The sequence below is a fragment of the Sulfurospirillum sp. E15m genome (assembly GCF_059415145.1).
Genome location: NZ_JCAHZS010000006.1, coordinates 125,347 through 148,901, shown reverse-complemented (window position 1 = coordinate 148,901; position 23,555 = coordinate 125,347). Strand labels below are relative to the sequence as shown.

The following is a 23,555-nucleotide window of genomic DNA, read 5'->3' as shown; positions in this document are numbered from 1 at the left end:
TTGTTAAAATCTATTAAACAATCACCTAATAAAGGCAACACTAATGAGTACAGTCAGCTACAAAGACGCTGGTGTCGATATCGACGCAGGAAACCAGTTTGTAGAGAATATCAAACCACTTGTCAAATCCACATTTGATAGCAATGTCATTGGCGGTATTGGCTCTTTTGCTGGAGCATATGAACTTCCAACTGGCTATCAGAAGCCTGTTATTTTAGGTGCAACTGATGGTGTTGGCACAAAATTAAAGCTTGCTATTGATTCAGGCATTTATGACACCGTAGGTATTGATCTTGTAGCAATGTGTGCAAATGACCTTATTTGTAATTTTGGAACACCGCTTTTCTTTCTAGACTACTATGCCATGAGTAAATTAGAAATTGATGCCGCTGTCTCAATTGTCAAAGGGATTGCAGAAGGCTGCCAACAAGCAGAATGCTCACTGATTGGCGGAGAAACAGCTGAAATGCCTGGTATGTATCATGGTAAAGATTTTGACCTTGCTGGCTTTGCAGTGGGTATTGCAGAGAAAGATGAAATGAACCGTTTGCCACATGTAAAAGCAGGAGATATTCTCATTGCCTTGCCAAGTTCAGGAGTACACTCTAACGGTTTTTCATTGGTTCGAAAGCTCTTTTTTGACAAATTAGGATACACATTTGAAACCGAATTTAATGGCAAACCGCTTATCGACACACTTTTAACACCAACGCGCATTTATGTGAAACTCTTTAAAGCACTTAAGTCTAAAATCAATGCTTTAGCCCATATTACGGGTGGCGGTATCGTTGAAAATCTTCCTCGCGTACTTCCAGAAGGGCTACAAGCATGTGTTTATAAGTCTAAAATCAAAACACTTCCTGTCTTTGACTTCATGAGCCAATATGTCGAAGAGAGTGAAATGCACCGCACCTTTAATATGGGCATAGGAATGATTTTAGTCGTTAGCCCTGAAAATGTGGATGATGTTCTTGCAAAAAGTGACGGTTATGTCATTGGCGAGCTTAAAGCTGGCCCTAAAAGCGCTGTTATGCTCTAATGAGTACCATTTATATTTTTTCAAAAGCTTTTACCTACCTGGTGCTACCACCAGGTATTTTTATTCTTTTATTCCTTTTAGCGGGAATCTATGCAAGGCGCTTTCGTCTTTTTTTTATAGCCAACGCTTTGCTTTTCTATCTTTTTAGTACTTCTTACGTTGCTGACTGGCTCTTAGCTCCGCTTGAAGAACCTTATAATAAACCTGTAGAAAATGCCATGGTTAATGCCGTCATTGTATTAGGGGGAGGGCACACGCAAGGTGTCGCTAATTTACCTTTAAGCAGTGATGCTTATAAACGAATGATGAAAGGGCTGATGATCGCTAAAACAAGCAATGTACCGCTTCTTTTTAGTGGAGGAGGGGCTCAAAAAGAGTATCTTGAAAGCGATGCTTTCCTTGATAGCCTCAAAGAGATTAAACAATCATTAGAAATTGCAACGCCCAGTTCTAAAAGCCTTGGAAGTAGGGAGTTTTCATTGCATGTTGAAGATAAAAGTCTCGACACCTATGAAAATGCCTATTTTAGTAAACTTGCCTTTGAAAAAGTCGGTTTAAAAGAGCCTACTATCTATCTTGTGACCTCCGCTTATCATATGAGACGTTCTATCAGGCTTTATGAACACTTTGGTTTTCATGTTATTCCTGTAGCCACAGACTTTAAAATAAGCCACAGAACAAAAGATATGTGGGATTATTTGCCTAATGAACACTCATTTTCCAAAAGTTATATTGCGCTGCATGAATATGCTGGTTTGCTAAGTCTCAAACTTCGAGGAATTTAATCCAAGTCTATAAGGTAATCGTTTCCAGATAGTATTGGAACGATTATTTCTTTTACATGTAAAAACTATTTTCGTTTGTCGTTGGTAATTTTATAAATAAAACTAAACACTTCAGCAACGGCTTTGTAGAGCATGGGAGGAATCTCTTTATTGATCTCTATTTTAGACAAAAGTTCCACTAAATCGGCGTCTTTTTTGATAAAAATATCATGCTCTTGTGCTAATTTGATGATATTATTGGCGATATCGCCTTTGCCAGATGCAACTACTTTTGGCGCATTGGCTTTTTCTCTGTCGTATTTCAGCGCTACAGCTTTTTGTAGCTTGGGTTTAGATTCACTCATATTTTAATATTGATCCCAAATTGCAGTTTATCACCACTGAAATAGTCATTTTTAACCGTACTGACATCTTTATATTCAAGCATTTTTAAATTACCTGTAATCAGTCCAACCTCATTCAATGCGCGTTTTAAAAGAGGTAATTGTTGCGTGATTTTATCTTTCAGTTCATTCTTTTGAGCCGCTACAGAGATATCGATGTATTTTTCATGGGAAAGCATAAGCATCATATTAAGCTTACCATACTGTTCCAAATCAAGATCAAGCTGGCAATGAAACGTCTCATCATTTGTCTGTTTCATCATCATCGACCCGCCTTTAAGTCCATCCCAGCTAAAAGGGATATATAAGTGTGTTGAACTACTCACATACGAAAAGAGTTGATGGTATTCTACTTGTGTCAAAAGGCGATTGGTAATTTCGTAAGCTTCTTTATTTTGAGAAGAAGAGGCTAGGGCATCATTAAGCTTTATTAGTACGCCTTTTATATCGCTGAGTAACTCTACATCCGTTGGGTCTAAAGAGAGTTTTTGAGCCATTGATTTTCCTACAAAAAGCTCTGGCTTAATCAGCGAATGAATTTTTTGCTCTATTTCTGAGCTTTTTGCCACAAAATCTGCTTTAGAGACTGTTTTAGGGTCTAGAAGCTCTATTTGTTGTTTGATGCGATTTACAACCATTTTCAGAGCTTCTTCAACGCTTTCAGGCGCTTTTTGTGTTGCCGTTGCCAATAAGGTGGTTGTATTTAACGCTACGGCTTCTGATTTAAGTTGCAAAGGCTCATTTTTAACGAGCATCTCTTGATGTTCTTCAGAGCTTATATCGTGCGTTGTCTCATTCAATAACGGTTCTGCATTGGGTTTGGTTATTTTAGAAATTTCAGGCATGAGCGTCGGTTGCACGGAGGGTTCTATTTTTGTTTGAGGAGGTGGCGTTAATCCACCTTTAACAAGACTCTCTTTACTAAGGAGTTGGTCTATTTGCGGTTGTAAATCATCTAACTGTAAGGACGATAAGCTCTCTTTGAGCATTTCCAATAACACCTTCACCTGTGTTGTAAAATGTTGATCGACATTCATCGAGGCTGGGTAGTTTTCCACTTTAGAGGCAATGAGGTCCATCTGTTTTATTGCATAATCAAGCTTTTGCGCTGTTTGATAGACTTCTTTCATTACAGGAGAAGGCTCAGACGTTAGCTCTTGTTTCACAACTTGCCTAAATTGATCCAAAAGCGTTTTTAATGTCGTTTGTGAGTCTTTAGAAGAGAGTTCTTGTAATGTAGAGAGTTTATCAAGCAGAGATGTCACTTCTTGAACTAACGGTTGAGTTGTTGTATTGGTTTGAGTTAGATGAGATTTAACGAGCTCATTTAGCGTTTGAATTGCTTGCTCAGCCCCTTTATTAGTTACGATGTTAGCTAACTTTGATTCAAAAAAGATTCCTGAATTTTGTATTTGATTTTGCAACATTTTAACATCAAGTTGCTCTATATTTTTCGAAAATAGCTGTAATAACGCTAAGGGTTTAGCAATAGTGGAATCAGGTTTAATGACATTATTGAGCATTTGGATATCTTCAGAAAAGTTACCCATATTTTTAAAGAGTTGATTATTTTGTAAGATTTCGTAAATGGTACTTTTTGATTTTGCCTCACTAATGGCACTTCCAAGCAATTGTGTAATCACATCTTGTGCGTTATTGGGCGTTGGGCTACCACTGCTTTGTGCGGTGAGGGCTAAAGGAAGGTCTGCGCTTTTTTGAACAATCTGCGTTGCTTGCTCTTTGAGTGTTGCTTTTGGATCAAGCGTTTGTAATTGATTGGCAAGAAGCGATGTTGTTGTGATCTCCATCAGTTTCCCTCTTTAAAAGCACAATCTGAATGCACGTCTAAGCATCCGAATTATTTATTTTTCATTTTTATTTTGACAAGCCACTCTTGTAATGTCTTTTCAAACCCTATCGGCAAATTATCATAAAAATGTAGTGGCTTTTCGAGATATTTTTGTTCAACCCATCCTCCAAAATCATGAGGATACAGATACCCTTTAGGAGATGGACTTTTGAGGTGATTAGGAACTTTGAGCGCTTTTTCATGACTCACATACGTTAATGCGTTATTAATAGCCATATAGGCGCTGTTAGATTTGGGGCTACAAGCAAGATAAATCAAACACTGTGAGAGAATAATCCGTGCTTCTGGGTATCCAATCTTGCTCACGCTAAGCAGTGTGCTACTGGCTAAGTTTAGAGCATTTGGATTGGCATTGCCAATATCCTCACTGGCAAGTATAACTAAGCGTCTCGCAATAAAATCCGGACTTTCTCCGCCATCAATTAAACGCGCGAGATAGTAAAGCGCCGCATCAACATCAGAACCTCTCACGCTTTTAATCATCGCACTAATTAAGTTATAGTGTGTGTTATCCGAACTAACACCATCTTTTAGCGCACTTGGGCGCAAAGATTTGAGTGTTTCGAGGTTTACATGTAAATCTACTTTTAATGCAAATTCCAATAAATTTAACAGTGCTCTGCTGTCTCCTGCACTTGAGCTTACAAGGTAATTCAGCGCATCTTCATCTATTTTACATGTAATAGTCTGTTGAACACGTTTAATGATATCCAACAAGTCCTGCTCCAACAAAGGATAAAACTCAAAAAGCATCATTCGGGAGCGGATGCCTGAGCTTAGGACAAAGTAGGGGTTCTCGGTTGATGCTCCAATGATAATGGCTTCGTGATTTTCCATCGGCAATAAGAGTACTTCTTGCTGCGTTTTGGAAAGACGGTGAATCTCATCAATAAAAATCAAGGGCTTTTGAAGGGAACCTCGATGTTGGGAAAGAATTTTGCGAATTTCTTCTACCTTAACACTCGTTGCATCAAGTTCATAAAAGGGGAGTTGAAGCTCACCCGCGACAATTCGAGCCAGTGTTGTTTTTCCAACACCTGCTGGCCCAAAGAAAAGTGCATGGCTCATAGAACCTGATTTTAGCAATTTACGAAAAGGGCTACTTTCACCACTGAGGTGTTTTTGTCCAGATAATTCTTCAATTGTCTTAGGACGAAAGAAGAGGGCGAAATTATTGATCATCGACCTCATCGACCTTTTCATGTTCTTTTTTTACATACTCAAGGTAATCTCTTAACGCTGTGTATTCACTGCCATTGAAATAACGGTGTTTACCAGGTTTTAGCATACCTAAGTCGATTTTGCCATAACTAACACGTTTTAGATCAACAACATCTACGTCAAAATAGCCAAAAAAACGTCTGAGTTCTCTATTTTTTCCTTCGTTAATGGTTACTTTAATCGTAGAAAAACTTGGATTGTTTTTTATAATACGATATGAGACAAAGGGCGCAAAATCCATGGCATGGATTTCACTCTTTGCATGTCCGCCTTTGCGGGCATCTTCAAGAGAAAGCCCTTCCTGCATTGCTTTTTCCATAGCAGGTGTTATTAAACCATTAATCTTAACATAATAAACTCGTTCCAAATCTCCATGCATAAGAGCGGAAACGACAGCAGGAGAATCACACAGAAGCAATAAGCCTTCGCTTGCAAAATCCAATCTTCCAACACTTAAATAGTGGGCAAATTGAGATGGCAAAGTATCGTAGATTGTTTTACGTCCTCTGTCATCTTTTTTACTGACTAACTCACCTTTTTGTTTGTGATAGACAATAACCGAATAACCGTGTTTTTCAAAAAGTGCTTTGCCGTTTAATTCAATTCTATTTTTAAAACTTACTTGTGTAGCAAGGTCTTCTACAACCTTACCATCCACTTTAACAGCTCCTGATTTAATGAGTTCATCCGCTTCACGCCTTGAATAGTGCGTGTTATGTGAAATCATTTTATTGAGTCTCATTAATTCCATTATTTTATCCCTGCTTCCACTAAGTGGTGAATATGTAGAACACCCTCTAGCTTACCGTCTTTATCGGTAATGGCAACAAGCTGTATCTTATGTTTTTCAATAAAGGCTAACGCGTCACTGGCTAACAAAGATGCATTATCTAATTTTTTAGGGTTTTTTGTTGCATATTCATAAGCCGTTGCATCCATTGAAAAATCATCACGCATCAATGCACGTCTTAAATCGCCATCACTCAAAATAGCCAAAAGAACATTGTCTTTATTCGTAATTAACACATTACCCAATCTTCCTTCGCTCATGGTGATAATCGCATCTTTAAGCTTAGTATTTTCATCCACAATAGGTAAATCTTGGTGCATCATCAAATCACTGACTTTAACAAACAAACGTTTGCCCAAACTTCCACCCGGATGGAATGATGCAAAATCTTCTTTTTGAAAATTCTTTTTCTTCATTAAACAAACAGCTAACGCATCACCAAGTGCTAACGTTAGTGTTGTAGAACAGGTAGGAGCCGCATCCAGAGGGCACGCTTCTTTTTCTACTGGCAACGATAAAAAGATATCACTATAATGTCCTAAAGAAGTGTTAATAGAACGCGCCATACCGATAAGGGGTATATTAAATCGTTTAACATGAGGAAGTATTTTAATCAACTCCTCACTCTCACCGCTATAACTAATAGCTAATACAGCATCTTCCTTACCGATCATACCTAAATCACCATGCATTGCTTCCGTTGGATGTAAAAAGAAACTGCTGGTTCCAGTGCTGGCAAGGGTTGCCGCAATTTTCGCACCGATAAGACCGCTTTTACCCACACCCGTAACAATCAATTTACCCTTAATGCCAGCAATAAGTTCCGTTGCACTGCTTATCTCATCCCCTATTGTATTTGCGGCATTTAAAAGTTCTTTTGCTTCTAATTCAAGTACTTCTTGTGCTATTTTTCTAAAATCTTGCATTCATTTTCCTACATCATGAAAATCGTTGGAACGATTGTTGGATATTTTTTAATTTGTCTGTAAATATGTTTTCGAACAACTTGACGTACTTCATTTTCGAGTGCTCGTGAATTTTCAATCAACTCTTTCTTTGCATTGATCATAAACTGATCAATCACGCCTTCCATCTCAATTGAAAATGCTTTATCTTCTTTATCGGGTACTAAACCATAACTAATGATTTTCGGCTTTGTAATAAGTTTATGCTCACTCTTATCAATTTGAATGACTAACATCACGAGACCCGATTCTGCTAATTTTTGGCGATCAATAACCACGTCATCCGCAATTTGTTCATTGATTTGATTATCAATAAACACTTTACCTGTTTTAATGGTTTTTACTTTTCGCATATATTTTGCACAGAGTTCTATTTGGTCGCCATCGCTCATCAAAACAATATTGCGTTCAGGAATACCACACTGCATTGCTGTTTCTTTATGTTTTGTAATATGATTGTATTCGCCATGAACAGGGAGGAAAAAGCGTGGTTTGACTAATCGTAAAATTAATTTTTGCTCTTCTTGTGCCGCGTGCCCACTGACATGTATTTCACTAAAATCTTGATATGCGACATTCGCGCCACTTTTTAATAGAAAATTCAATACTTTGGAAACGCTACCTTCATTACCCGGAATCGCTTTAGCAGAAATGATAATCTGATCCGTTGGTTTAATTTTCACATGGCGATGCTCATCTGTTGCCATTCGATAAAGTGCACTCATTGTCTCACCTTGGCTTCCGGTTGTCACAATTAAAACATCTTTATCATTGTATTTGTTCACTTCATGTGGGTCTATAAAAATGCTTTTATCGAGTTGAATATACCCTAAATCAATCGCCGTAAAGAGGTTTCGCTCCATTGAACGTCCAATGACACATACTTTTCTGCCATATTTTAGACCATAATCAATTGCTTGGTATACCCTATGAATGTTGGAAGAGAATGTAGACATAATAACGCGACCCTTTGATTTTGCAAAGATTGAATCAAATGTCTTACCAACAGTACTTTCACTTCGTGTTATGCCCTCTTTGTATGAATTTGTACTATCACTCATAAGGCAGAGAACGCCTTTTTCACCATATGCTGCGAAACGATTGAGATCAGTGACGTAGCCATCAATAGGCGTATGATCAATTTTAAAATCACCCGTATGAATAATCGTTCCTGCATCTGTTGTTATTGCAAGGGAAGATGCGTCAATAATTGAGTGCGTAATATGAATCCATTCAATTTCAAATTCACCTATTTTATAAATTTTACGCTTCTCAACAGGTCTAAAGTATTTTTTATAAGCCTTTAATCCATGTTCATCAAATTTATTAGAGATCATTCCAAGAGGTAATGGTGTTGCATAAAGTGGAAACTGCATCTCTTTAAAAAGATAGGAAATAGCGCCAATATGGTCTTCGTGGGCATGAGAAATAATAATTCCTGATATTTTTTTCTTAATTTGTCTTAAATAACTAAAGTCAGGTACTAAAATATCAACACCATGCATATCTTCACTTGGAAAACTCATACCAACATCAAGTACAATCGCTGAATTTTCCGTTTCAAAAACACAAATATTGCCCCCGATTTCTCCCAATCCGCCTAAAGGTGTTATTTTGATTTTTCCTTTTGACGTTTGATCTATTGCTATGGCGCGATTAAGGCGATCTTTGTGCATTTTTTGATTTGCATCGATTGCTTTTTTCATATCCCGTTGCCATGGTTCATTGCCTTCAATAGATGTTGTTGGCGATTTATTACCTTTGCGTCTTCTATTATTCGATTTTGGCTTAGAATCTGTTGTTGTTCCTTGAGATGCTACAGTGGTTGCAGGAGCTGTCTGTTGAGTCTCTTGCTTTTCGGCGTTAGGCTGCGTTGTTTGTTTCTTGTGTTGTCCATGGTGCCTAGGGGCATGAGGACTTTTTGCTGGTTTTACATTATCAGTATTGTTATTACTGTTATTCGTTTGAGGAATCTCGTTTTCTTGCATCATTCAACCTTAATTGTTTAAATAGTAGATGATGAGACAAGACGCTTATTTCGTGAGGACGAATTGTTGTAGGGAGGTTTTGAATCTGCATTAACTCTTGAACAGATTGCTTATCATATTCAGTGGAAATATTTTTAAGCCATGTTTTTCGTGGACTTTGAAAGGAACAACGCAAATATTTTTTAAACTTTTGCAATTGTTCTTGTGTCTCAAAGAGTCCAGAAAATTCACCCTTTACAAATTCTTGCCGTTTGTCAATTTTGAGAATAGAAGAGATTACTTTAGGTTGAGGATCAAACGACGTTGGATCAACATCAAAAAGCAATTCGGCAACACCAATACTTTGGGTTAATATTGCTAAAGAAGTAAACTCTTTGGTCTTTGGAAGCGCTGCAAATTTTTCAGCGACCTCTTTTTGAACCATGACTACCATTGACTTACAATGAGGGTCTTCAAGTGCTTCTAAAATAATAGTTGTTGCGATGTAATAGGGTAAATTCGCTACTAGATCATAAGGTTCATCCATTAATGAACCTTTTTTAAAACGATCTAAGACATCAGTCCATACCAATGTCAAGCTTCCCGTATCTATCTCTTTTGAGAATTTTTTTCTCAAATAAACGCACAAGTCTTCATCGACCTCATATGCTACTAATGATTTAATCTTTAGTAGTTCTTGCGTCAAATCACCTAAGCCAGGCCCTATTTCAACTAACTTGCGATTATTGCGGGGCATCGCTTGGATGATTTTTGTTAATACACTGCTATCTTTTAAAAAATTCTGGCCAAATTTCTTTTTTGCCTCTATCAATTTGTACGCCTATTTTCTAAAATTTGGTTGATTTTAGCAAACTTTTACTTACAAAAGAGTTATGCGTATCATAATTCCCTATTTTCAGAAGTTTTTTTTAATTCTTACGCTATCATTTTTACCTATAATTTATCTTCACAAAGTGAGTTTCATGAACTATTTTGCTAAACGTATTATTCCTTGTCTTGATGTCAAGAATGGCCGTGTCGTTAAAGGCGTTAACTTTGTTGGGCTCAAAGATGCGGGTGACCCTGTAGAAATAGCAAAACGCTATAATGAAGAAGGCGCTGATGAATTGGCTTTTTTAGATATCACGGCTAGCCATGAAGGTCGTGGTACTATCGTTGATATTGTTGAAAAAGTTGCTCGTGAAGTATTTATTCCCTTAACTGTAGGTGGGGGCATCCGTACATTAGATGATATTAATAAACTTTTACATGTAGGCTGTGATAAAGTAAGTATTAATTCTCCTGCTATTGCAAATCCCAATTTCATTGACGAATCATCAAAACGATTTGGCTCACAATGTATAGTGATTGCGATTGATGCAAAGCGTACAGGTGATTCATGGAATGTTTTTATTAATGGTGGCAGAATTGATACAGGTATTGATGCCCTTGTATGGGCAAAAGAAGCACAAGAACGCGGTGCAGGGGAGATACTACTCACATCAATGGATTGTGATGGAGCCAAAGCTGGATATGATATCCCGCTAACAGAACAGATGAGTTCAATATTAAATATTCCTGTGATTGCAAGCGGTGGGGCAGGGACTAAAGAACATATCAAAGATGCTTTTTTACATGGCGCAGATGCGGCACTTGCTGCTTCTATCTTCCACTTTAAAGAGATCGATATTATGGATCTTAAACATTACCTCAAACATGAGGGAATTGCAGTTCGCTTATGATTTTATGTGCAGGGAAAAATGAAGCATTTGATTTTGCTAAACCTATTGGAATAGGTTTAATTGAAAGTGCTATCACGCTTACCCATTATGTCATTGAATATAAGCCTGCTTTTTTATTTTTTGTTGGTACTGCAGGTAGTTACGGAAACTACCAACCATTTGACCTTTTATACAGCCACCATGCATCAAATATTGAATTAGGTTTTTTAAACAGTAGTTGTTATACCCCTATCACGCATTCGGTAGAAGCCGAAAAAAAATATGTTCCACGTGAAACATTGCATAGTTTTGCAACCATAAATTCAAGCAATTACATTACAACATCTTCAGAGTTGGCTTCTGAAATGCTAAAACGAGGACTCGAACTAGAAAATATGGAGTTTTTTTCTGTTGTCACTGTAGCTAACTATTTTCACCTTCCGTGTCTAGGACTGTTTGTTGTGACTAATTATTGTAATGAACATGCACATACTGATTTCATAGCCAACCATGAAAAGAGTAAAGAAATAATTCGTTTGCATGTCGAAAAAAATTTGAAAATTTGAGGTTTTATGGATAAATTAAATATACTTGACTTCTCCAAAGAAGAACTCGCAGAACAAATCAAACCTTCATTTAGAGCAAAACAAATTTATCAATGGATATATCAGAAGTATGTTAATTCATTTGATGAGATGAAAAATCTTCCAAAAGAGCTTAAAGAAGAACTTTCATTAAAGTACTATCTTGATCCACTTACAATTGCTAAAATCGAAGTAAGTCAGGATGGTAGTAAAAAATATCTTTTTGCACTAAAAGATGGAAATACTGTTGAATCAGTTCTCTTACCCATGAAGCAAGAACAAGTTGATGAAGAGGGCAAATTGGTTCATCATACGCGTTATACCATTTGTATTTCTTCTCAAGTTGGATGTAAAATAGGCTGTGCATTTTGTCTAACAGGGAAAAGTGGTTTTAAACGCAACCTAACAGCAGGAGAAATAACATCGCAAGTGCTCATGATCAAACGTGATAATGCTATCGCTGAAAATAGACGCGTTAATATTGTTTATATGGGGATGGGAGAGCCACTTGACAATTTAACTAACGTTAGCAAAGCTGTACGTTTATTTACTGATTTAGATGGACTTTCGATCTCTCCACGTAGACAGACCATATCGACCAGTGGATTAAGTTCTCAAATTGAAAAGCTTGGAAAAATGGATTTGGGTATCTTGTTAGCTATTTCTCTACATGCGGTAGATGATGAACTTAGACAAAAACTTATGCCAATTAATAAGGCCTACAATATTGAGTCGATTATTAATGCAGTTAAAGCATTCCCGATAGATGCGAGAAAACGTGTCATGTTTGAATATCTCGTTATGAAAAATGTGAACGATGATCAATCAAGCGCTAAAAAACTTGTTAAACTTCTCCATGGTATTAAAGCAAAAGTCAATCTTATTTATTTTAATCCCCATGATGGAAGTGAGTTTGGCCGACCGTTGGAAAAAGATATGATAGCATTTCAGCAGTATCTTGTTGATCATGGCGTATTATGTACTATTCGCCAATCTAAAGGGTTAGATATTAGTGCTGCATGTGGACAGCTAAAAGATAAGGAACAAAAAAATGACCATTCTTGATATATCGCAAGTTTGTTTTTTAGTCGTTGTAGTGATTATTGGAGTAGGTGGAATAATAAAAGTTCTTTTCCAAAAAGAGAAATAAGAGCTTTACATGTAAAGCTCTTATTGATACCACATTATTGAGCAATCCATTCAGTCGATAGAATCTCTTTGCCTTCTAAAAAAATCTTTCCAACAAATTTATCATCTTTTTTATAACTACCTACACCTTTTGGCGTACCACTCATAATTATATCGCTATCGTATAATGTAGAAAAAGAATTAATTTCTTCTATCACAGTGAGAGGTTTATAGATCATTAAACTAATATCACCTTCTTGAACTAACACATCATTAATCCATAATTGCATCGAAAGTTTATCAACATCAGAAGCTTGAATACTTACAAACGGACTCATAACAGCAGCACCATCAAAAGCTTTTGCACGCTCCCACGGTAAGCCTTTTCCTTTTAACTCACTTTGCAGTTCACGGTTAGTTAAATCAAGTCCAAATCCCACAGCGTGAATCATTTTTTGTTGAATCAAAAACGATATTTCACCTTCGTAGTGTAATGGTGTTTGTTTGCCTGTTATTAGCTGATCGCTCAGTGCAGAATTTGGCTTCATAAACAAAACCATAGAGGTTGGCACGTCATTGTTTAACTCTTTAATGTGTTCAACATAATTTCGTCCTACACATACCACTTTACTTGGAGAAACTTTTTTACCATCTAATAAAACTGTTTTCATTTTTACCCTTTCATCAAATTATAAAATATCGTTTTTGCATCAAAATCTGATTCTATTTTATAAAAAATATTCTTATATTCAAAGGCGAGGGATTGTGCATGCAGAAGAAGTCGTGAACTTTTCGTAATTTCAAATTGTTCCTCTTCATCCATTTGCCCATCTAAAAACTTTTCTGCATAAATTTCATCAATCCCATAAAGAGGATCTCCAACAATTGAATGTTTCACGTGGAACAAATGGACTCTAATTTGATGTTGTCTTCCGGTATATGGAATTGCTTCAACCAAAGTTGCATCTTTATCTGGAAAATAGTGCAGAGGAACTATCTTTGTTTGGGACGCTTTACCTCTTGGGTCTACATGCACTTTAAGACGAATTTGACTCGTTTCAACATCACGCTTTAATTTTTCATCTATCATTAAAGTTGTTTCTATTTTTCCAAAGACTAATGCCAAATAACTTTTTTGCACTCCTCGAGTTGCAAAAATATGTTTTAAATCTATCTCGGCTTGTTTGTGCTTTCCTACCAACACTAAACCACTCGTACTTTTATCAATCCTATGTGCTGCATTGGCTTCATTACCATAAAGTGATTTTATCTCATCATTTAAGGTATAACCATCACTTCGCTTTCTTGGATGCATCATCACACCACTTGGTTTTTCAAAGACTGCAAAATCATCCGTTTCAAAAATTGGTTTTAATCCTTTAGAGTCACCTTCGAAAACAACAACAGAAATAAGTCCAACAATACGCGCCGATTTTTTGAGTAATTGCTCATCATTTACAAAAACACGACGTTTGTCAATAATCTTTTGTGCTTCTCCCATACCAACGTTAAATGTATCCATTAAAAAACGAAACGCTGGCGTTGGTTTTTCAAGAAGAAATTTTTTTATTACATAAGCCAATTCAACCCTTTTTTAGTCCGAAATTGCTAAAATTACTCCATTAAAATCACACGGATTTACAGATAATCTCATCGTATTTTATCACAGAAAAATCACAAAGCATACAAGGAATAAAAAGATGGTAGAACGCTACGCAAGAGAAGAGATGAAAAAGCATTGGACAATTCAAGCCAAGTATGATGCCTGGCTCAAAGTTGAAAAAGCAGCAACAAAAGCGTGGAATAAACTAGGTCTCATTCCAGATAGTGATTGTGAAAAAATTGTAAAAAATGCACAGTTTAATATTGACAGAATTGATGAGATTGAAAAAGTAACAAGACATGATGTTATTGCCTTTTTAACCAGCGTAGCCGATAGCCTAGGAGAAGAGAGTAGGTGGGTACATTATGGTATGACCAGCTCAGATTGTATTGATACTGCTGTTGCACTTCAGATGCGTGACTCTTTACATGTAATTATTGAAGATGTCAAAACATTAATGGAATCCTTAAAAACCAGAGCCATGGAACATAAGATGACATTAATGGTGGGACGAAGCCATGGAATCCATGGTGAACCTATTACCTTTGGATTAGTTCTTGCAATTTGGTATGAAGAGATAAAACGTAATCTAAAAAACCTTGAGAATGTCATGGAAGTCATTTCAGTAGGACAAATTAGTGGAGCAATGGGCAACATGGCACATTCACCGATTGAATTAGAAGAACTTGTTTGTGAAGATTTAGGACTTACGCCCGCTCCTGTTTCCAACCAAGTGATTCAGCGTGACCGTTATGCGGCTTTAATGAATGCACTTGCCCTTTTAGCTTCAAGTTGTGAAAAAATTGCTGTAGCAATTCGCCATTACCAAAGAACTGAAGTTTACGAATGTGAAGAGTTCTTTGAAAAAGGCCAAAAAGGTAGCTCTGCAATGCCACATAAACGCAATCCCGTACTTAGTGAGAACATTACAGGACTTTGTCGTATGATTCGCTCATACGCGATCCCAGCGATGGAAAATGTCGCATTATGGCATGAACGCGATATTAGTCATAGCTCAGTTGAACGTTTTATATTGCCAGATGGATTTATTACAACTGATTTTATGTTAAACAGACTCAATAGCGTTATTTCAAAACTTGTTGTCTATCCTGAAAACATGATGCGCAATCTTAACCTTACCGGTGGGCTTGTTTTTTCACAGCGTATTTTACTTGAACTACCTCTTAAAAATGTATCTAGAGAAGATGCTTATAAAATTGTCCAACGTAATGCGATGAAAGTATGGGAAGACCTACAACATGGAAAACCTGCATTGAACGCCAATGGCGAAAGTCTCTATCTTCAAAATCTCCTTAGCGATGAAGATTTACGTGCAAAACTAAGCGAATCAGAAATCAGAGAATGCTTTAATTACGATTACTATACTAAAAATGTTGATAAAATCTTTCAAAGGGTATTTAAATAATGCTAACTGTCCAAAAGCGTAATGGTCGCACTGAACCACTCGATATTTCGAAAATTCAAAAATATACCAGTTCTGCTATCAGAGGTTTGGACAATGTCAGCCAAAGTGAATTAGAAGTTGATGCAAAGATCCAATTTCGCGATCAGATCACAACCGAAGAGATTCAAAAGACACTTATCAAAACAGCCGTTGATAAAATTGACATAGACCGACCTAATTGGACCTATGTTGCAGCACGCCTTTTTTTGTATGACCTTTACCATAAAGTAAATGGATTTACAGGATATGGCAATTTTGCTGAGTATTTTGAGCGTGGTGAGAAAGAAGGGCGTATCGTTCTTGGTTTAAAAGAAAAATACGATCTTAAAGACTTAGAAGCGTATATTAAACCTGAACGTGATTTACAGTTTACGTATCTTGGAATCAAAACACTGCATGATCGCTACTTGATAAAAAACAGACAAGGCAAACCAATTGAGTTGCCTCAACATATGTTTATGGCAATTGCAATGTTCTTAGCACAAAATGAACTTAATTCTCAAGATTGGGCAAAAAAATTCTATGATGTTATCAGTCAATTTGAAGTCATGCTGGCAACCCCAACACTCTCCAATGCAAGAACAACACGCCATCAATTGAGCAGTTGTTACATTGGTAGCACACCTGATAACATTGAAGGTATTTTTGACTCTTACAAAGAGATGTCACTGCTCAGTAAATTTGGTGGCGGCATTGGCTGGGATTGGAGTTTGGTTCGTTCTATGGGTGGTATGATTGACGGGCATAAAAATGCCGCAGGTGGTATTATTCCTTTTCTTAAAATCACCAATGATATTGCCGTTGCGGTTGATCAATTAGGAACACGAAAAGGCGCTATTGCCGTTTATATTGAACCTTGGCACATGGATATCTCTGACTTTTTAGATTTGAAGAAAAATTCAGGCGAAGAGAGACGTCGTGCGCATGAACTTTTTCCCGCATTGTGGATCAATGATATCTTTATGAAACGCGTGGAAGAAAATGCTATTTGGACGTTGTTTGATCCAGCCGAAACACCAGACCTCGCAGAAGTATATGGGGAGGAATTTGAACGCCGCTATTTAGCTTATGAACAGAATGAAAAAATTTCTAAAGAGTATGTCCCCGCGAAGGAACTTTGGAAAAAAATTCTTACGAGTTATTTTGAAAGTGGAAGTCCTTTTTTATGCTTTAAAGATAACGCAAACAAAGTCAATCCAAATAATCATACCGGTATTATTCGAAGCTCAAATCTTTGTACTGAAATTTTTCAAAATACAGCACCAAATCATTACAAAATAAAAGTAACGTACAATGATGGAACTTACGATACCTTTGAAGAGAGTGATGCGGTCAAAGTCGATAATGGACTAACCAAAGAGGCTAAAAAGATTACTGCACTTGATTCCATTAATGGAAAAGATATCTTTATCGTTGAAAAAGAGATGATTGAAGGAAAAACGGCTGTTTGTAATCTTGCCAGTGTGAATCTCTCAAAAATCAACACCAAAGAAGATATTGAACGAACCATTCCAATTGCCATTAGAATGCTTGATAATGTTATTGATCTTAACTTTTATCCACATGCGAAAGTCAAACACACAAACCTTAAATCACGTGCGATTGGTCTTGGTGTAATGGGTGAAGCTCAAATGCTTGCTGAGCAGCATATTTCGTGGGGTAGCTATGAGCATTTTAGTAAAATTGACGAAGTTATGGAGGCGATTAGCTATAATGCCATCTTGGCATCATCCAACTTAGCCATTGAAAAAGGGATGTATCCAGAATTTGAAGGTTCGAAATGGAGTAAAGGTATTTTCCCAATTGATACAGCGAACGATGAAGCTAGAAAGCTTGTTGATCGTGGTGGTCTTTTTGGGTACATGTACGACTGGGAGAACCTTAGAGACAAAGTGAAAAAGAATGGTATGCGTAATGGCTATTTGATGGCTATTGCACCCACAAGCTCTATCTCAATTTTAGTCGGCACAACCCAAACGATAGAGCCTGTTTACAAACGAAAATGGTTCGAAGAGAATCTCTCAGGTATGATTCCAGTGGTTGTACCAAATTTAAGTCCAGACACATGGGGCTTTTATACACCTGCCTATGAACTTGATCAAAGAGTTCTCATTAAAGCAGGGGCAATTCGACAAAAATGGATTGATCAAGGACAAAGTCTTAATATCTTTATCACGTTAGATAAAGCGAGTGGTAAATACCTTAACGATATTTATATGCTGGGATGGAAATTAGGCATAAAATCGACATATTACCTACGTAGTCAATCTCCTGAGAGCAAAATTGAAGTTGCTGATCGCAGTATCGAATGTGAAGGATGCCAATAAGTTGATAATGCGATTTAGTAAGTTGTAAAATACGTTTAGAACGTATTTTACATTTACATGTAAAGGATATTGAATGAAAACGATAGGTCTTATCGGAGGAATGAGTTGGGAATCAACCCTTAGTTATTATAAATTACTCAATGAAGGAGTAAAAGAACGACTTGGCGGATTGCATAGCGCTAAAATCATTTTACACTCGTTAGACTTTGCACCCATTGCACAAATGCAAAACGAAGGAAAATGGGATGACGCAAGTCTTGTCATTATAGAAGCAGCACAGTCTTTAGAAAGAGCTGGAGCAGATTTTATTCTTTTATGTACCAATACCATGCATAAAATTGTCCCTTTTGTAACGCCTTACCTTAAAATTCCTATTTTGCACATTGCAGAAGCGACAGCACACTCTTTGAATAAAAATCATGTAAAAAAAGCACTGCTATTAGGTACAAAATTTACAATGCAAGAATCTTTTTATAAAGAAATTTTACATTTTCACAAAATTGATGTGATTGTACCAAATGAACAAGAGATTCAAACCATCAACCACATTATCTTTAATGAGCTATGCGTTGGTAAAATCGAAACAGCGTCACACGATTTTTTAGTCCAACTCATTGAACACTATCAACACAATGATCCTGCACTTGATGGTGTTATTCTAGGATGCACAGAAATTGGTCTCATACTAAAGCCAGAAAGTACGAATTTACCACTCTTTGACACCACAATTTTGCATGTCAATGAAGCCATAGAACGTGCGCTTGAAGCTTAAAAAATAAATATAAATTATTAATATATATTTTTAATTTTAAGATTTAATTATAGTCATTTTATCCCTTGTTTTAGCCTTTTGTTGCATTAATAAAATATGTAGCAAAAGGCCATTTTTTAAATTGTGACATATTCGTCGCTTCTTAATTATTAAGTTTCTTTAAATTTTATACTTACTATAATCTTCATTACTTTTACATCTAGGACGACCATGCTAACTAAAGTACTCAAACGCGACGGCACCACAGAAGAATTTCAGCCATACAAGATAGAAGATGCCATCAAAAAAGCATTTAAAAGCGAAGGTGTCACCTACGATCAAACTATCTTTGAAGAGATCATAAAACGTATTGAAAAAAAACGTGTTGCAGCCGTTGAAGATTTCCAAGATATGATTGAACAAGAGTTATATAAAGCGCGCTATTTTGACGTTATGCGTTCATTTATTCTCTATCGTCATACACACAAAATGCAACGTGAACATATCTATGGACTTAATGAAGATACAACTTATGTGAATTCTAGCCAAACGATTGAAGAGTATATTGGCAAAAGTGATTGGAGAATTAAAGCAAATTCTAACACCGGGTATTCCAACGCTGGATTGGTAAATAACACGGCAGGAAAAGTGATTGCTAACTACTGGCTAGATAAAATTTACTCTAAAGAAGAAGGGTTAGCACACAGAAATGGTGACTACCATATCCATGATTTAGACTGTTTAACTGCTTATTGTGCAGGATGGAGTCTTCGCGTATTGCTAGATGAAGGCTTTAATGGTGTGAGAGGTCGCGTAGAGAGTCGCCCACCAATGCATTTTAGAGAAGCTCTTGGCCAAATGGCAAATTTTTTAGGAATTTTACAAAGTGAATGGGCTGGAGCACAAGCATTTAGCTCATTTGATACCTACTTAGCACCATACGCATTTAAAGATAAAATCTCCTACAAAGAGATTAAAAAAGCCATTCGTAGCTTTATTTACAATCTTAATGTTCCAGCACGTTGGGGACAAAGTCCTTTTACGAATATCACGATTGATTGGACCGTACCAAAAGATTTAGCAGAACAAATTCCAACATCATCACAAGTACATCTTTTTAAAAGCATCAATGATTCAGCATTGCTTGAAGAAGCAAAAAAACGTGGTGCTTCCTCACTTGAAGCCATGACCTATAAACATTTCCAACCAGAGATGAACCTTATCAATAAAGCCTACTACGAAGTGATGACCGAAGGCGATAAAACGGGACAACCTTTTACCTTTCCAATCCCAACGGTTAATATCACAGAAGATTTTGATTGGGATGGCGAAAATACAGATTTACTGTTTGAGAATACAGCTAAAATAGGCTCATCATACTTTCAAAACTTTATTGGTAGCCAGTATGTTCGAGATGAAAATGGCAAACTCGTTGAAAATCCAAAGGCTTACAAGCCTGGGCATGTACGCTCTATGTGCTGCCGACTACAACTTGATCTACGTGAGCTTTTAAAACGGGGTGGCGGTCTCTTTGGAAGTGCAGAGATGACAGGAAGTATTGGTGTTGTCACACTGAATATGGCACGCCTTGGGTATCTCTACAAAGGGGATAAAAAAGCGCTCATGGAGCATTTTGAATACCTGATGGACCTTGCGAAATCAACCCTAGAGAAAAAACGTGTTTTTGTACAAGAGATGTACAACCGTGGCCTTTACCCTTACACAGCGCGTTATTTACCCGGATTTAACAGTCATTTTTCAACTATTGGCGTTAATGGTATCAATGAAATGATTCGCAATTTTACGAATGATGAGCACAATATTGCCGATAATTATGGAATGGAATTTGCTCATGAAATCTTAGAATTCATGCGTCATAAGATGGTTGCATACCAAGAAGAGACTGGCAATTTATACAACCTAGAAGCAACGCCAGCAGAGGGAACAACGTATCGTTTTGCCAAAGAAGATAAAAAACGTTATCCAGAGATTATTCAAGCAGGTTCAGGAAGAAATGTTTATTACACCAATTCCTCTCAACTTCCTGCCAATTTTACCGATGATCCATTTGAAGCATTAGATTTACAAGATGATCTACAATGCTCTTATACTGGAGGAACGGTACTGCACCTTTACATGAAAGAGCGTATTAGCTCAAGTGAAGCGTGTAAAAAATTGGTCAAAAATGTGATCACCAATTATCGCATGCCATACATGACCATCACACCTGTATTTTCAGTCTGTGAAAAACATGGCTATATCAGTGGCGAACATGAGTTTTGCCCCAAATGCGATGAAGAGCTTATTGAACAATATCAAAAAGATGAAGGAGTAGCATCATGAGTAAAACAGAAATATTAGAAAAGCTTACAGAGAAACGAACAAAATGCATCGTTTATACACGTGTTATGGGTTACCACAGACCAGTGGAGAGCTTTAATGTTGGAAAAACAGGCGAGCATAAAGAGCGCGTTCAATTTGTTGAAAAATGTACTTGCCGATAAGGCGATTCATAGTATTACAAAATTTACGACGCTAGATTATCCCCATCATCTGGCGTCGATCCTTTGGTTTGCCAAGTGCAATATGGCATGCCCTTACTGCTACAACCCTCAAATTGTACGAGAAAAAGGAACAATTAGCCTTGAAGAGGCATTATATTTTTTAGAAAGTAGACGCAATAGACTCGATAGTGTGGTCTTAAGTGGAGGGGAATGTACGCTTTATCCACATCTTGAAACATTTATCCAAGCTATCAAAGCACTCGATTATAAAATCAAAATAGATACCAATGGCTCGAATCCAATTCTCTTAGAAAAATTAATACAGCAGCGTCTTATAGATTATGTTGCACTTGATTATAAAGCGCCTCTTATGAAATATACAGAGCTTACACGCTACAACCATGTGGAGCAGTTTGAACAAAGCTTGGCCCTTTTATTAAAAGCATCTGTTCCTTTTGAAATAAGAACAACGCTTCACAGCGATTTATTGAGTGAGGATGATATAAACACCATCATCAATGATTTACATGTAAAAGGGTATCAAGGGACTTATTATCTACAAAATTATTTACATGTAGAGCCTACTTTGGGCGCAACAAAAAGGCAACAACATCAGTTTGATTTGAGCAAACTAACCGCTCTTGTCCCCATAGAATTAAGAAATTTTTGATAAAATAGTTCCTAGATTAACGTAATTAGGAATGGCTATGGAGCGCAAGAAAATATATAACCCAAATTCAAATGAAAGTCTCAATGACCGCAGAGTTTTTAGCGGAAATCCTCACGGCATTTTAAATTTTACCAAAGCCAAATATACTTGGGCACTTAAACTTTGGGATATGATGGAAGCCAATACGTGGTTCCCAAAAGAAGTTGATACGACCAAGGATGTCATTGACTATAACCGCAACCTTACCGATGCTGAAAAGCGCATGTATGATCTTGTTTGGTCACAGCTTATTAGCATGGATAGTTTTCAAACCAACAATCTAGCCGATAATATCAATCCTTATATTACAGCACCAGAAATCAATGCATGCCTCTCACGACAAGCCTATGAAGAGGCAAATCACTCTAAATCCTACGCTGTTATGGTTGAAGCCATTTGTGACAATACGGATCTTATTTACGAAATGGAAAAACATGATGAAGTTTTGCGTCGTAAAAACGACTATATCTCAAGTGTTTATGAAGAACTAGCCGGTGATGTTACTGATGAAAAATTGGTACTTGCCATGTTTGCCAATCAAATCTTAGAAGGTATCTATTTTTATTCAGGCTTTACAGCGATTTATGCGCTAGCACGTGCAGGTAGAATGCTCGGAAGCGCACAGATGATTCGCTTTATCCAACGCGATGAGATTACACATCTTCTTATCTTTCAAAATATGATTAATTCGGTTCAAAAAGAGCGTCCTGAACTTTTCACAACAGAACTAAAGAATAAAGTGTATGATATGTTCCAGAAAGCAGGCGATCTTGAAATTGAGTGGGGCAAATATATTACTCAAAACCAAATTATGGGTTTCACGGATGATATTATCGAAACCTACATTCACTACCTCATCGATGACCGTTTGACCGCTGTTGGATTTGAGAAGCTCTACAACGCGAAACACCCCATCAAATGGGTCGATGACTTTTCAAAATTTAATGACCAAAAAACAAACTTTTTTGAAGGGAATGTTTCCAATTACAGTAAAGGCAGTCTCACATTCGATGACTTCTAATCCGATGCTTTGTGCGCTACAATTCGCTTATGAAAATCGAAGTTTTGAAGAGAACTTCGAGACGCTCAAAAGCCTTGTAGAGCAAACACCTCACAATAGCATTGTTTTAGCTCCTGAACTTTGTTTAAGCGCTTATAGCTATACAAAGATGGAAGCAGCAGCAGCGTTTTCCACTTCTATAGCACCCAAACTTGCTAAACTTTCTACATGTAAAACGCTTGGGCTTACGCTGATTGAAAAAACAAAAACAGGTTATGTGAATAACTTCAAACTTTTTCATCATGGTAAGCTTCTTCATACGCGCGCAAAAGCAAAGCTCTTCACATTAGGAGAAGAGGAACACTATTTCAAGGCTGGCAGCACAGAAGAAATCACTATCATTGACGTTGATGGAATAAAAATTGCTGTGCTTATCTGTTTTGAGCTACGTTTCCCACACCTTTGGGAACAGATCAAAGGTTCCGACATCGTTTTAGTCCCTGCATATTGGGGACAATTACGCAAAGAGCACTTAAGAACGCTCTCCCAAGCACTGGCTATTGCAAATCAGACTTATGTCATTTGTGCGAACAGTGCTGATACGACTATGGCAAAAAGCAGTGCGATCATTTCGCCTTTTGGTCATAGTTACAATGATGATACAGCCACATGTATCATGCATCCTTTTGATTTTAAAGAGATTAAAAAGATGCGAAGATATCTTGATATAGGACTACATTAGA

22 protein-coding genes are annotated in these 23,555 nt (G+C 37.0%); 13 read left to right on the top strand and 9 right to left on the bottom strand.

Going from position 1 to position 23,555, the window contains the following annotated elements:
- Window positions 1–43 precede the first annotated feature (43 nt).
- Both purM and AC5SLP_RS09545 read left to right on the top strand, forming a co-directional pair.
- A complete protein-coding gene (gene purM / locus AC5SLP_RS09550) occupies window positions 44–1,039 on the top strand; it encodes a phosphoribosylformylglycinamidine cyclo-ligase (RefSeq protein WP_495254925.1) in 996 nt (331 codons plus the stop codon).
- Window positions 1,039–1,824, top strand: a complete 786-nt coding sequence (locus tag AC5SLP_RS09545) for a YdcF family protein (protein ID WP_495254924.1) — start codon at window positions 1,039–1,041, stop codon at window positions 1,822–1,824. Before purM ends, AC5SLP_RS09545 begins: the two co-directional genes overlap by 1 nt.
- Window positions 1,825–1,889: 65 nt before the next feature.
- Here the strand turns inward: AC5SLP_RS09545 and AC5SLP_RS09540 are convergent, their stop codons facing one another.
- Genes AC5SLP_RS09540 through rsmA form a run of 7 tightly spaced genes read right to left on the bottom strand, consistent with a single transcriptional unit; the run spans window position 1,890 to window position 9,852 of the window.
- Entirely contained in the window at window positions 1,890–2,168 is a 279-nt protein-coding gene (locus AC5SLP_RS09540) for an EscU/YscU/HrcU family type III secretion system export apparatus switch protein (RefSeq protein WP_495254923.1), read from the bottom strand.
- Window positions 2,165–4,015, bottom strand: a complete 1,851-nt coding sequence (fliK, locus tag AC5SLP_RS09535) for a flagellar hook-length control protein FliK (RefSeq protein WP_495254922.1) — start codon at window positions 4,013–4,015, stop codon at window positions 2,165–2,167. Before fliK ends, AC5SLP_RS09540 begins: the two co-directional genes overlap by 4 nt.
- Before the next feature lie 50 nt (window positions 4,016–4,065).
- Window positions 4,066–5,259 (bottom strand): replication-associated recombination protein A, encoded by a 1,194-nt coding sequence (locus AC5SLP_RS09530; protein WP_495254921.1) that lies wholly within the window; start codon window positions 5,257–5,259, stop codon window positions 4,066–4,068.
- Window positions 5,249–6,040: a pseudouridine synthase gene (locus AC5SLP_RS09525; RefSeq protein ID WP_495254964.1), complete on the bottom strand. Its 792-nt coding sequence runs from the start codon at window positions 6,038–6,040 to the stop codon at window positions 5,249–5,251. Before AC5SLP_RS09525 ends, AC5SLP_RS09530 begins: the two co-directional genes overlap by 11 nt.
- Before the next feature lie 8 nt (window positions 6,041–6,048).
- Window positions 6,049–7,014, bottom strand: a complete 966-nt coding sequence (locus AC5SLP_RS09520) for a KpsF/GutQ family sugar-phosphate isomerase (RefSeq protein ID WP_495254920.1) — start codon at window positions 7,012–7,014, stop codon at window positions 6,049–6,051.
- Window positions 7,015–7,022: 8 nt separating this feature from the next.
- Entirely contained in the window at window positions 7,023–9,044 is a 2,022-nt protein-coding gene (locus AC5SLP_RS09515) for a ribonuclease J (RefSeq protein ID WP_495254919.1), read from the bottom strand.
- The gene (gene rsmA / locus AC5SLP_RS09510; RefSeq protein ID WP_495254918.1) at window positions 9,010–9,852 is read right to left on the bottom strand and encodes a 16S rRNA (adenine(1518)-N(6)/adenine(1519)-N(6))-dimethyltransferase RsmA; all 843 of its coding nucleotides are present in this window, start codon (window positions 9,850–9,852) and stop codon (window positions 9,010–9,012) included. The genes AC5SLP_RS09515 and rsmA overlap by 35 nt, the downstream gene beginning before the upstream one ends.
- Window positions 9,853–10,003: 151 nt before the next feature.
- On the opposite strand from rsmA, the gene hisF reads away from it, so the two are divergent.
- Genes hisF through rlmN form a run of 3 tightly spaced genes read left to right on the top strand, consistent with a single transcriptional unit; the run spans window position 10,004 to window position 12,390 of the window.
- Window positions 10,004–10,762 carry an imidazole glycerol phosphate synthase subunit HisF gene (gene hisF, locus AC5SLP_RS09505; protein ID WP_495254917.1) on the top strand — a complete coding sequence of 253 codons (759 nt, stop codon included), beginning with the start codon at window positions 10,004–10,006 and terminating at the stop codon, window positions 10,760–10,762.
- The gene (locus AC5SLP_RS09500; RefSeq protein WP_495254916.1) at window positions 10,759–11,307 is read left to right on the top strand and encodes a phosphorylase family protein; all 549 of its coding nucleotides are present in this window, start codon (window positions 10,759–10,761) and stop codon (window positions 11,305–11,307) included. Before hisF ends, AC5SLP_RS09500 begins: the two co-directional genes overlap by 4 nt.
- A gap of 6 nt (window positions 11,308–11,313) precedes the next feature.
- On the top strand, window positions 11,314–12,390 hold the full coding sequence (gene rlmN / locus AC5SLP_RS09495) for a dual-specificity RNA methyltransferase RlmN (RefSeq protein ID WP_495254915.1): 1,077 nt from the start codon (window positions 11,314–11,316) through the stop codon (window positions 12,388–12,390).
- A 119-nt stretch (window positions 12,391–12,509) separates the two neighbouring features.
- On the opposite strand, the gene AC5SLP_RS09490 is transcribed toward rlmN, so the two are convergent.
- Both AC5SLP_RS09490 and AC5SLP_RS09485 read right to left on the bottom strand, forming a co-directional pair.
- Window positions 12,510–13,124 (bottom strand): fumarylacetoacetate hydrolase family protein, encoded by a 615-nt coding sequence (locus AC5SLP_RS09490; protein ID WP_495254914.1) that lies wholly within the window; start codon window positions 13,122–13,124, stop codon window positions 12,510–12,512.
- 2 nt (window positions 13,125–13,126) lie between these two features.
- On the bottom strand, window positions 13,127–14,035 hold the full coding sequence (locus AC5SLP_RS09485) for an RluA family pseudouridine synthase (RefSeq protein WP_495254913.1): 909 nt from the start codon (window positions 14,033–14,035) through the stop codon (window positions 13,127–13,129).
- A 118-nt stretch (window positions 14,036–14,153) separates the two neighbouring features.
- On the opposite strand from AC5SLP_RS09485, the gene purB reads away from it, so the two are divergent.
- The 8 genes from purB to AC5SLP_RS09445 all read left to right on the top strand — a co-directional run bounded on the left by purB (window position 14,154) and on the right by AC5SLP_RS09445 (window position 23,554).
- Complete coding sequence (gene purB, locus AC5SLP_RS09480; protein ID WP_495254912.1) at window positions 14,154–15,482, top strand: adenylosuccinate lyase; 1,329 nt, start codon at window positions 14,154–14,156, stop codon at window positions 15,480–15,482.
- The gene (locus AC5SLP_RS09475) at window positions 15,482–17,848 is read left to right on the top strand and encodes a ribonucleoside-diphosphate reductase subunit alpha (RefSeq protein ID WP_495254911.1); all 2,367 of its coding nucleotides are present in this window, start codon (window positions 15,482–15,484) and stop codon (window positions 17,846–17,848) included. The genes purB and AC5SLP_RS09475 overlap by 1 nt, the downstream gene beginning before the upstream one ends.
- A 73-nt stretch (window positions 17,849–17,921) precedes the next feature.
- Window positions 17,922–18,620, top strand: coding sequence for an aspartate/glutamate racemase family protein (locus AC5SLP_RS09470; RefSeq protein WP_495254910.1), 699 nt, complete (start codon window positions 17,922–17,924; stop codon window positions 18,618–18,620).
- A gap of 210 nt (window positions 18,621–18,830) precedes the next feature.
- Entirely contained in the window at window positions 18,831–20,942 is a 2,112-nt protein-coding gene (locus AC5SLP_RS09465; RefSeq protein WP_495254909.1) for a ribonucleoside triphosphate reductase, read from the top strand.
- Entirely contained in the window at window positions 20,939–21,103 is a 165-nt protein-coding gene (nrdD, locus tag AC5SLP_RS09460; RefSeq protein WP_495254908.1) for an anaerobic ribonucleoside-triphosphate reductase, read from the top strand. Before AC5SLP_RS09465 ends, nrdD begins: the two co-directional genes overlap by 4 nt.
- Window positions 21,081–21,773 carry an anaerobic ribonucleoside-triphosphate reductase activating protein gene (locus AC5SLP_RS09455; RefSeq protein ID WP_495254907.1) on the top strand — a complete coding sequence of 231 codons (693 nt, stop codon included), beginning with the start codon at window positions 21,081–21,083 and terminating at the stop codon, window positions 21,771–21,773. Before nrdD ends, AC5SLP_RS09455 begins: the two co-directional genes overlap by 23 nt.
- Before the next feature lie 37 nt (window positions 21,774–21,810).
- Window positions 21,811–22,833, top strand: a complete 1,023-nt coding sequence (locus tag AC5SLP_RS09450) for a ribonucleotide-diphosphate reductase subunit beta (protein ID WP_495254906.1) — start codon at window positions 21,811–21,813, stop codon at window positions 22,831–22,833.
- On the top strand, window positions 22,823–23,554 hold the full coding sequence (locus AC5SLP_RS09445; protein ID WP_495254905.1) for a carbon-nitrogen hydrolase family protein: 732 nt from the start codon (window positions 22,823–22,825) through the stop codon (window positions 23,552–23,554). The genes AC5SLP_RS09450 and AC5SLP_RS09445 overlap by 11 nt, the downstream gene beginning before the upstream one ends.
- The last annotated feature ends 1 nt before the right edge of the window (window position 23,555 follow it).